Annotated in this window: 12 protein-coding genes and 1 pseudogene; all 13 read right to left on the reverse strand. The window is 67.0% G+C overall.

Translation table 11 applies throughout. The annotated features are described in order from the left end of the window. Window positions 1–821, reverse strand: a pseudogene (locus OKW78_RS15950) (hypothetical protein); the annotation flags it as partial. A gap of 175 nt (window positions 822–996) precedes the next feature. Further along, window positions 997–2,109: an ATP-binding protein gene (locus OKW78_RS15955; RefSeq protein ID WP_281196048.1), complete on the reverse strand. Its 1,113-nt coding sequence runs from the start codon at window positions 2,107–2,109 to the stop codon at window positions 997–999. Continuing rightward, window positions 2,106–2,927, reverse strand: coding sequence for a hypothetical protein (locus OKW78_RS15960; protein WP_281196049.1), 822 nt, complete (start codon window positions 2,925–2,927; stop codon window positions 2,106–2,108). Before OKW78_RS15960 ends, OKW78_RS15955 begins: the two co-directional genes overlap by 4 nt. After that, window positions 2,914–4,584: a hypothetical protein gene (locus OKW78_RS15965; protein ID WP_281196050.1), complete on the reverse strand. Its 1,671-nt coding sequence runs from the start codon at window positions 4,582–4,584 to the stop codon at window positions 2,914–2,916. The genes OKW78_RS15960 and OKW78_RS15965 overlap by 14 nt, the downstream gene beginning before the upstream one ends. Window position 4,585: 1 nt before the next feature. Then, complete coding sequence (locus OKW78_RS15970; protein WP_281196052.1) at window positions 4,586–5,008, reverse strand: hypothetical protein; 423 nt, start codon at window positions 5,006–5,008, stop codon at window positions 4,586–4,588. Beyond that, window positions 5,008–5,283, reverse strand: coding sequence for a hypothetical protein (locus tag OKW78_RS15975; RefSeq protein ID WP_281196053.1), 276 nt, complete (start codon window positions 5,281–5,283; stop codon window positions 5,008–5,010). The genes OKW78_RS15970 and OKW78_RS15975 overlap by 1 nt, the downstream gene beginning before the upstream one ends. Continuing rightward, window positions 5,280–5,963 (reverse strand): hypothetical protein, encoded by a 684-nt coding sequence (locus tag OKW78_RS15980; RefSeq protein WP_281196054.1) that lies wholly within the window; start codon window positions 5,961–5,963, stop codon window positions 5,280–5,282. Before OKW78_RS15980 ends, OKW78_RS15975 begins: the two co-directional genes overlap by 4 nt. 33 nt (window positions 5,964–5,996) lie before the next feature. Then, a complete protein-coding gene (locus OKW78_RS15985) occupies window positions 5,997–6,251 on the reverse strand; it encodes a hypothetical protein (RefSeq protein ID WP_281196055.1) in 255 nt (84 codons plus the stop codon). After that, window positions 6,241–6,843, reverse strand: coding sequence for a hypothetical protein (locus OKW78_RS15990; protein ID WP_281196056.1), 603 nt, complete (start codon window positions 6,841–6,843; stop codon window positions 6,241–6,243). Before OKW78_RS15990 ends, OKW78_RS15985 begins: the two co-directional genes overlap by 11 nt. A gap of 6 nt (window positions 6,844–6,849) precedes the next feature. Continuing rightward, on the reverse strand, window positions 6,850–7,266 hold the full coding sequence (locus tag OKW78_RS15995) for a hypothetical protein (RefSeq protein ID WP_281196057.1): 417 nt from the start codon (window positions 7,264–7,266) through the stop codon (window positions 6,850–6,852). Window positions 7,267–7,272: 6 nt separating this feature from the next. Beyond that, entirely contained in the window at window positions 7,273–7,644 is a 372-nt protein-coding gene (locus tag OKW78_RS16000) for a hypothetical protein (protein ID WP_281196058.1), read from the reverse strand. Continuing rightward, window positions 7,645–9,351: a hypothetical protein gene (locus tag OKW78_RS16005; RefSeq protein ID WP_281196059.1), complete on the reverse strand. Its 1,707-nt coding sequence runs from the start codon at window positions 9,349–9,351 to the stop codon at window positions 7,645–7,647. A gap of 204 nt (window positions 9,352–9,555) precedes the next feature. Next, on the reverse strand, window positions 9,556–9,801 hold a 246-nt coding region (locus OKW78_RS16010; protein ID WP_281196060.1), incomplete at its 5' end, for a tyrosine-type recombinase/integrase.

Genomic DNA, 9,801 nt, shown 5'->3' on the forward strand with positions numbered 1-9,801 from the left:
GCCGGTTGGTTCCCGCCGATGTCGACGCTCGTCGAGTCTCCGCTCGAGAACGTCCCGAACGACTCCGAGCTCGCCGAGGTCCTCTCGACGCCCGTGAGCGTGACCTGTTCGTCTCGCGGGGTCGTCGTTCCGCCGACGTCCGCCGTCACCGACTCGCCGTCCGACAGCGTCGCCGACGTCGACGTCGACGAGGTCGTCTCCACGCCGGTCACGTTGATCACGTAATCGGCGATCCCGTCGAGACTCGAGAGGTCGTACTGATACGTCGTCCCGTCACCCGCGGACGATCCGGAGAGTTCGATCCCGCCGGTGAACGTGACCGTGTTGCTCGAGAACTGTGGGACGTTCCAGCGCGCGACGCCGTTCTCGATGTCGATCGCCGATTGCCACTCCTCACCGCTCGAGTGCGTCCCGTACGCGACCTCGGGAGTGTAGCCGACTCCCTCCTCGAGGACATCGACGTCGACCGCCACGTCGCGGCCCTCGTGGACCTCGTCGTCCCGGAGCACGATCGCGACGTCGTCGTCGGCGAGGACGCTCCCGTTCTCGAGGTGCTGGTCGGCGCGCTCCGGCGTTGTCACCACGATCTCCAGCGATTCCGCGTGGTCACTCGCGTACACCGCGCCCTCAAGGTCGCTCGCTCGGATCGGCGCGTCCGTCCCGCTCGGGAGGTCCTCGTCGACCTGGTCGCTCCCGAGTGCGACCATCCCGCTCGGTCCGCTCGTCTGTGCGCTCGTCGTCACGACCGCGCCACCGAGCGGCAGCGCGATCGTCGAGACGAGCATCGCGATCGTAAACGCGATCGCAGCCGCGCGCTTCATGCGCACACCCCCGTCCGTCCGCGCTCGCCCGGGGGGACCCCTGGGTACCTATCCAATACGCGCACGCGCATAGTGAGTTCGGCCGCGACCGCGCGCCGGCCGCGGACCGGTGTTCGAACCGATCGAACCCCTGCCGCCTCGAGCCGCTCTCCGTGTTCTTTTTCTTTTAAAAACATCAGCGCACCTCCGGCGCGATCTTCAGTTTGTACGAGCTCGGGCTCGGCATGTCGTCCCACCCGAAGCTCTCGAAGTTCGACTCCGTGTACATCAGCGCCTCTCCGACGTCGTACCGTGACGTCACGTCGTGGTTCATCCGGATCGATTCGAAGCCGACGACGTCGCTCGCTTTCGTCGGATTAGCGGTTCCCGGCATCTGGACCCGCCAGCGGAGCTTTCGCCGGATCATCTGGTGGACGTCCGTCTCCGAGTGAGCGAACGCGTACACGCTGAGGCCGAACTTCCGCGCGTCGACCCACGTGTCTTTCAAAAGTTCGACCTTCTGGTAGGTCCCGAACGTGTCTTTACTCGCCGACTGTGGACACACGTCGCCGATCTCGTCGAAGATCAACGACGTCCAGTGGTGCGGCCCGTGCTCGACACGCGCGAGTACCCACGCGAACCACCAGTGACTCGCCGGATCCTCCTCGGAGAACAGCGTCTCTCGCTTCGGCGGCGTGTCGTACTGTTTCTCCGGGCTCGCGTCGTAGACCTCCTGACACCCGCGCATCCGCGGGTCCGGATACACGACGTGGAGCGAGCCCTCGTCGAGCGTCTGATTGAGTTCCCGCGGGTCGGCGTACCGCCGCACCTCGCGGACGATCTCCGTCAGCTCGTCGACGTCGATGTTCACGGCGTCGCGTGTCGGAACCTTCGGCTCCAGCCTCACCGAGATATCCACGCCCTCCGGGAGGTACAGCGTCGTCCACGGAGCGAGCGGGAGCCACTCGGAGCGACTCGACGAGCCGCGCCACACGACCTTTTCGCGGTTGGACTCGAGGAGCCGGACCGTGAGGTAGTTCGCGAGCGTCGACTTCCCCGTCCCCGGTTTGCCACGAGCCAACCAGTCGGTCCCGCCGTCGACCTCGTCGGTCGGCGAGTCCCAACTGTGCTCGAGACAGTTCGGTATCACGCTCGGGAAGTCGAACGCCTCGCGGTCCCACGGAGCCATGCCGAACTCCTCACGCATCGACCGCGCGTCCGTCATCCGTTTCAGGACTAGTGGCTCCTTGAACTCCGCGAGGACCTTCTCTTTCGTGTCCGTCGCCGTCGTCTGTTGTTTAGAACTCATAGTTTCGCCGTCGTCGTCTCCTCGCGCTGTTCGTTCGCCTGTTCTTTCGCGCGGCCCGCGAGGTCCCGGACGCCCTTGTTGAACACCGGTATCAGGTAGTGAGCCGCGAACAACTCCCGGCCACGCCGATCCTCCGAGTCGTAGCTCGTGAGCATCGTCCGAGTCGACCGCTCGCCGTAGCACCGGGTCACGAACTCCTCGTCGATCTCCCCGTGCGTCGCGAGCTCCAGGTCGTGGCCCCACTCGAGGATCGACTCGCGATCGTCGAACCCGTCGAGAAGGCTCTCGAGCGTCGTCCGTTGGTTCTCGTGGAGTTCGTGGATCGCCGGCCGCATCGCGACGTACTGCTGTTTTCCGGGAGCGTGCTGGTCGTCGGTCCCGTCGTCGACGTACTCGCCGGCGTCGTTTCGGAGCTCACGGAACGCCCGGTGCGCCGCCGGCCGGATCGTCCGCGCCGACAGCTGCCGACGGAACTCGCGCGCCTTCGGCTCCGGGAGATCGCGCGTGCGGTACTGGTCGCGCAAGAGCGCGGCCACGAGCGTCCGCTCGTGAGCGCTCTCGGGGACGCCACGGAACTGTCGGCCCATTTGCCGAAACCAGTCTTGAGGCATCTCTCCGAGCGTCCTCACGGCGAGTTGCTGTGTCCACAGGAGGATCGCCCGCCGACTCGCGAACCCATCGAGGAGGTCCCGCTCGCTCTCGCGGACGTCCTCCACGAGCTTGACCAGCGCCGGCCGATACGACCCCGCCTCGAGGTCGCCGTCGTCGCCCGGGTCGAAGCTCTCTCGGAGCTCCGAGGGAGCCTCAGTCGTCGCCACCGGGAACACCTCCGTTCTCGTCCGCACCCGGGAGATCGTCCTCGTCGGGACCGATCCCGAACATCCCATCGATAAGCGTCTCGTCGCGGTCGTCGACGGCGTCCATGATCTCCCGCTCCGTCGAGACCTCCGAGAGGATCCGCTTCTCGCGCTCCCGCTCGATCGTCTCGGCGTCGTCCGTCTCCGACGCCAGGTGGAGCGCCGTCGCCCGTGCCGGCCGGTAGTGAGCCGGAGCGGCCCATACGCGAGCGTACGCGTCTCGAGGCCGCACGGCGATCCACGCGACGCCGGCGACGAGCACCAGGAGCGCACCGAGCGCCGCGAGGAACTGACTCGCGACCCACGTCGCCGCGAACACGAGGCCGATCTTCAACACCACCGAGGCGTAGTCCTCGCGCTCCTCGAGGTCGGGGAGCGCGAACTTCCACCCCTCCGGCTTGTAGTCGATCGTCGACGGCGAGAGCGGATGGACGTACGCACGGAGGTCCGCGCGTCCCTCCTTGACGACCGCCTGGCACCGGAGCGGGTCGCGCCAGGTGTCGGTCTCTCCGTGCTCGTCGGCGTCCTCATGCCCCGGGTCGACCGTCCGGAGCGTCGCCGCCCCGCCGGTCGCGAGCCGCGCCAGGAACGCCAGGACGCCGTCGGAGACGACGTGGGCCGCCTCCTCGGGTCGGTCGATGATCGTGAGTTCCCGCTCCGTCGACGACAGCTGGTCGACGCCGACCTCGTCGGACGGCATGGTCGCCTCGGAGAGTTCGTCGCGCTCGAAGCGGACCAGCTTCGTGTGCTGTTCGAACGTCTCGAGCATCAACACGAACAGGTACGAGAGCACGAACAGCACCATGGCCCACGGATACTCGACGAGGAGCCGAGTGAGGTCGCCCCAAAACGTCGCGACCAGGAGCGCGCCGACGAGCGAGAACAGCGCCGTCCACGACCCGTAGCTCCATCCCGGGCCTTTCCCGGTCCGGCCGATCGCGCGTTTGGCCCCGTACAGCGAGACGACCCCGCCGACGCCGATCGGGACGACGAACACCGTCATGGACCAGCGGAGAAGGCCTCCCCACGTCCCGAACGGGAGGTCCTGTGTCGTCGCCGTCGACTTGTGTTCGAACGTCCACCGGAGCTCGTCGCTGTCGCCGACCCACATCGTCACCTGTTGCCCCTCCTGTGACTCCGGCAGGGAGATCTCCTCGAGGACCCACCCGCGCTCGAGCGTGACCTGTTCGGTGCTCGTCGAGACGTTCGTCGCCACCTGTTCGGTCGTCGTCGTGTTGTCGGTGGATACCTCCCGCTCCGCGACGTTGTACGTCGCCACGGTCACCGTCACGTCCTCACGATCGTCGACGTTGATCGTCCGGAGGTACACCGCGTTCCGATCGACGACGTCGTCGGGCGACAGGTACGTCCACGAGTTGTCGTCCGGGTCACCCGGCGACCCCGTGATACCGGCCGGCCAGTGGACCAACCAGAACATGTCACCGTCCTCGATCCGCACCGAGTCCGGCGAATTGGAGTAGGTCGTCCCATCCTGTCGGAGCTCCGAGAGCGAGAGGTCCGTCTCCGCGTCGTCGGTCTCCTGTGCCGTCACCGCCACGCCGGCGACGCCGACCAGGAGGACGGCGGCCGCGACGACGAGTACCCATCGCCCGCGCATGTTACAGCCGCCCCCGTTCCGTGGAGATCACCCGGTCGCACTCGAGTGCGTCCTCGAGCTCGTCGACGAGTTCCGCGACGTGTTCCGGGTCGGCCGTCGCCGGGACCAGCGTCACCGAGCGGTTCGCCGCGCCGGCGACGTCGAGTCCCGGTACCGACTCCGCGGCCGCGACCACTTCGGAGTGGTGCTCGAGCGCGTCGTCGTCCGAGAACCGGGACATCAATCGGTCGACCCACGACGGGTACGCCGGCGACAGGCCGGCCACGTTGATCACCGGCGTCTCCTCAGTTTTGACGAGCTCGAGGACCGTGTCGTTGAGGTAGTGATACCGGACGACTCCGACAGGGGACGGCGACGAGACCATACGCACGGCCTGTTCGACGTCTCCCGCGCCCTCCGAGGACGGGATCGTGTCGAGCGACATCACGCGGTCACCCCGTACCGCCAGGTCCCCGCGTAGATCATCGTCTGTCGGAGGAGCTCCTCGAGCCACATCGCGAAGTAGAACATCCCGGCGATGAACGCGACGAACGCCACCAGGGTCGACGGTCCGTCTCCAAGCGCGAGACCGAGCTCGTAGACGAGCCACAGGACGATCCCCGTGGAGATACACAGCCCGAGGACGTCGAGATACGCGCGATCCGTGAGTCCCGTCGCGTCCCGCTCGTCTTCGGGGAAAGTAATCGGGTTCCGCATCATCGCACCCCGTCCTCGAAGTTGTCGCTCGCGAACGCCAACCCGAGCGATATCACGCCGGCCATGATCGCCAACCAGTACCCCGGCGACAGGTTCCGGAGCGAGTCCGGAACGAACGCGTCGACGAGCGGGAGATCACCGCCGAGTCCGACGAACCCGACGATCGTCCCCACGATCGCGGCTCCGAACCCGGGAGCGTCCGCGAACAGCCCGAGGACGAACCCGAGGATGTCGCCGGTGACCGCACCGAACGACAGCGCTGCCACCGCGATCGTGATAAGGATCGTCGACACGACCCCTCCGGCCTGGAGGATCGGGCCGCTAACCGCCTCCCGAAGCTCGTCGACCATGCCGCGCTGTGAGTCGATGGACCCGGAGACGCGCGTCCACACGTAGCCTCCGTACGCGACCGCCGCGAGCCCGAACCACACGCGCCCGGGGCCGACCGCCCACTCGAGCGCGTTCACCACGTCCGAGCTCGTGTACGACAGGTACGCGATGTACGCGATACCCGCGAGCGTCACTCCCCACCCGATCGCCCCGAGTCGGGACTCTCCGACCCCGCGGAACGCTCCGTCACCTTCGTTCGTCGCCTGTGCCGCCACGACCGCCAGGACGCCGAGGAGGATGATCACCCACCCCCACAGCGACATCGTCACTCCGAACAGGGTAACGCCCGTCATGGACACACCCCGCGTAGAGCGTCGTTACTCCGCCTATTCGTCCGCGTCAGTGTACTGTTCATATGTGTTGATGACTACGTTGGTCACGTACAGCGCGGCCGCCACCGTCGCCAGGAGCGTGACCACCTCCGTGTCTAACCACGATACCTCCGGAGCGATCCACGACGACGTCACCGCCAGCGGCGTGTACAGCTCCGTACCGAACGTGAGCAAGAGGTCCCCGCCCGACCACAGCAGGTCCATGAGGACGCCGACCCCGAGCGGGAACCCGATTATTTCAGTTCTCATCGGTTCCTCCGTCGTTTCCGCCGGTTCCGGCTCTCGAGAGCCCGCTCACGAAGTCGCGGAGAACACCGAACGGGACCAACGCCAGGTCCCGAAGTCTCGCGCCGGTCCGAGTGACCGCCTCGATCGGGAGATACGTCTCCACGAACGCCCACACGATCCCGACGATCACCGCCACGACCAGGAGCACCGCGACCCACCCGGCGAGCGCGACGAACGGAGCCGCGAGCCCGGCGCTCGAGGCCGCCGACTCCACGGTCACACGGAGCCCCTCGAGCGGCGATATCAACGCGGCCGTGTACGCGTCGTACAGATCGCCGAACGGCTCCACGAACGACATCCAGAACGACGCCGCGACCAGGTCGATCGCGTACAACGCCTCCGCGTAGAGGTACTCGACGAGCGACAGGCCGGCGCTCACGAGCGACTCGAGGATCACCCCGAGGATCAACTCCCGGAGCGAGTCCGCCTCGGCGAGTTCCGAACCGAAATCCGAGAGCGCGGCCCACACGCCGCCCCCGATCCCGAGGGCCGTGAGGATCGCCTCGCGAGAAACTCCGCTGTCGTCGTCCTCGGTGTCGTCGTTGTTTGACACCGACACTCAGATCACCTCGAACACTTCGTTGAGCACGAGGAACCATACGAGGACGACCACGACCGCCGCGAGGAACCCGAGGAGCCCGAGATCGCCGATCGACGCCGACGCGGTCTCGAAGGAACTCTCGAACACCGACGGCCATCCGCCGATAGACTCGCCCGCGATATCCGCGTACGCGTCTCCGACCGCGTCGATCCCCATTCTCGGTAGAGCGAACAGGCCTGAAACGATCCGTGCGTACGTCTCCGCGACGATCAACACGGCGATCGTCGCCAGGTACGAGACGAGCCCGCTCCAGTTGACGCTCGTGCCGCTGACCCACTCGCTCGCCGACCCGAGGTCGAACTCCGTCCGAGTGACGCCACTCCCGCCGACCTGTGTCGACGCCTCCTGGTCGTCCTCGTAGTCGGAGCCGGACATGAGTGACTACCTCCACGGGAGCAGCTGGTCCAACAGTGGGACATCGGGATCGACCGTGGACCATGCGACCCACGCGATCGCGATCACGACGACAGCGACGATGAACGCCGCGACGCCGAACTCTCCGACTTCTCCCGCTGTCGCTTCGGCTCCGGCCTCCACGATCGTGATCGGCCCGTCGGCGATCAAGGCCTCGATGAAGTCTCGCACGGAGCCGAGCGCCGACAGGACCTCGCCGATCTGATCGAACCCCGTCGCGACGAGCCCCGAGACACCCGCCGCGACCGCGAACAGCGGCGCGGTGATCACTCGGAGGACCGCCTCGGTGACTGTCGCCCCCTCCGCGTCCTCGACGTACTGGTCTCCCGACTGCGACATCTACGACCCTCCACGAAGGTAGTTGAAAATCCCTAACCCCGTGATCGACGCCGCGATCGCTCCCGGGACGGACATGATTCGATCCCAGATACCACCGCCCTCCTGACCGGTCGGACCCATGGCTCCGGCGTCCTCGACGACCACCTCGTCGGCCTCCGAGCTCGACAGGAGCACGTCCTCACCGAGCGAGAACACGTTGGCCGACGACAGCGACGTCGACAGGTCCACCTCGTCGCCGATCGACGCGTCCGAGTACGTCGACGTCCGGCTGGTCCACTCGACGTCGTCCGTCTCGTCGACCGCCACCGGGTCGTCGAGACCCGTCGCGATCTCCATCGTGAGGTACCGCCCGCTCGGGTGAGCCACCTCGTCGATCCACTTGTCGAGCGAGATATCCAGGTCGTACGCACTCGGGAGATCCCACGAGTACACCGCCTCGAGGCGGTGCTCGTACTCGTACCGGCCGCCCTCCTGGAGGTCGAGCGAGATATCCGTCGGCCCGATCTCCGCGTTCGGGTACTCGACGTCGTAGATCGTCGCGTCCGAGAGCCGCTCGCTGTCGTACAGCGTCGACAGGTCGGTGATACCGAAGTAGCCCGTTTGCTCCCGGACCGTGTTCGTCTCGATCTCGTCGTCCGAGTTGAGCGACTCCCGCTTTCCGAAGCCCCACGCCGACGAGGACTCCAGGTTCAGCGCGTGGAACGTCACGTCCGCGTTCGCCTCGCTCACCGTCACGGAGATCTCCTCGATCGTGTCGAGTAGCTCCCCGTCGGTGAGCTCGCCGAGCTGCTGCTGATAGATGACGCCCTGGTTCTGTGCCGTCGCGATCGTCGCGTCGTTGGCGGAGTCCGCCGACGAGTCGATCGTCGCGACGACCGAGTTATCGGCCGCGTCCGTCACCTCCACGTCGACCACCGCGCTCGAGTCGAGCTGGTCGACGTTGAGGATCAACTGGAGCATCGACCGCTGTTCGCCGTCCCCGATCGTGAAGTCGGAGAACGTCGCGACCGCCGAGTCGCCCGTCCCCTGACCCGAGGTCGCGATCCGGAGGCGGTCCTCCGAGGCGTCCTCGAGCGTCATGGTTCCGGCCGACCCGGTCTCGTCGACGGACCAGAACTCCGCGTCGAGCGCGGAGCCGTCCTCCTCCTCGTCGTCCGAGTTCGTCGTCGTGAGGTCGCGCGGGAAGGCTCGACGGTCCGCAAAGTGGACCATGTCCCCGCGGATCCGCACCGGGTTGTGCGGCGTCTCGTCGTCCTCGCGCTCCGGGAGCGACGCCTCCTCGAGCGTCGTTGACTCGTCGTTGTCGGCGATGTACCCGAAGTGATCGAACCCGGACTCGTGTTCCGCGACCGTCACCGTTCCGACCGCCCGCGGGTCGTGTGCGTACTCCGAGTCGAAGTTGATCGTCATGCTCGACTGTGCCGAGACGGGGCCGGCCGCCCCGGCCGCCATCGTCGCCGCTGCCGCCGCCATGAACGCGCGCCGTCCCATCCGACCGTCGGGACCCCCCGCATCCGGGGCCGCCTCGAGGCTGGTCTCGTCGTCGATCGTCGCCTGTGCGTCGCTGCCGCTGTCTGTCTCGGTCATGTTGGTCTCGTCAGAAGTGGGCTGTACACCGCCCGCGGCGTGGTTGTAGCTCGATCGAAGGTCCTCAACGTAGGATCGGAACGCCTCGCCGGCGACGATCCCGTCGGGGTCCCACGTCACGGGCCGGCCCCGTCGTCGAGATTCCCGTAGTCGGTCCACGTCGGCCGCTCGTCGTCCGTAGACTCCGTTCCGGAGCCCGGCGTGTCGTCGTTCATACCTTCCTATCGGCCCGGCACACGGGCCGATGGGAACGACAAGCCCGTCAGATTGCCTTAAAAAGGGAGAACCCAGCGAGAGATCGGCCGCCTCGGCGTCTCTACCTCGCTACGAGAACCCCGCCTCCTCGAAGGCCGCGTTCACGACGTCGGGCGTCGGGGAGTTGAGATACGGCTCGATCGCCTCGAAAGAGTCCCACCCGCCGACCGTCATGACGACGCGAGGGTTCATGTTCTCGTCGACGAGGAGCCGCTGAGCGAACCGACGCCGGAGATCGTGGCTCGAGACGTGGAGGAAGTCGTCGTCCCCCGTCGCCTCGGCCGCGCGCTCGGCCGTGCGTTTGACCGCCGCCCG

Origin of the sequence: Halorubrum sp. F4 (assembly GCF_027257195.1) — an archaeon.
GTDB lineage: Archaea > Halobacteriota > Halobacteria > Halobacteriales > Haloferacaceae > Halorubrum.

Excerpts from the sequence above, each read along its gene's own strand:
- OKW78_RS15955 (WP_281196048.1), bottom strand. The coding sequence starts at position 2,109 with ATGAGTTCTAAACAACAGACGACGGCGACGGACACGAAAGAGAAGGTC.
- OKW78_RS15965 (WP_281196050.1), bottom strand. The coding sequence starts at position 4,584 with ATGCGCGGGCGATGGGTACTCGTCGTCGCGGCCGCCGTCCTCCTGGTC.
- OKW78_RS15970 (WP_281196052.1), bottom strand. The coding sequence starts at position 5,008 with ATGTCGCTCGACACGATCCCGTCCTCGGAGGGCGCGGGAGACGTCGAA.
- OKW78_RS15975 (WP_281196053.1), bottom strand. The coding sequence starts at position 5,283 with ATGATGCGGAACCCGATTACTTTCCCCGAAGACGAGCGGGACGCGACG.
- OKW78_RS15980 (WP_281196054.1), bottom strand. The coding sequence starts at position 5,963 with ATGACGGGCGTTACCCTGTTCGGAGTGACGATGTCGCTGTGGGGGTGG.
- OKW78_RS15985 (WP_281196055.1), bottom strand. The coding sequence starts at position 6,251 with ATGAGAACTGAAATAATCGGGTTCCCGCTCGGGGTCGGCGTCCTCATG.
- OKW78_RS15995 (WP_281196057.1), bottom strand. The coding sequence starts at position 7,266 with ATGTCCGGCTCCGACTACGAGGACGACCAGGAGGCGTCGACACAGGTC.
- OKW78_RS16000 (WP_281196058.1), bottom strand. The coding sequence starts at position 7,644 with ATGTCGCAGTCGGGAGACCAGTACGTCGAGGACGCGGAGGGGGCGACA.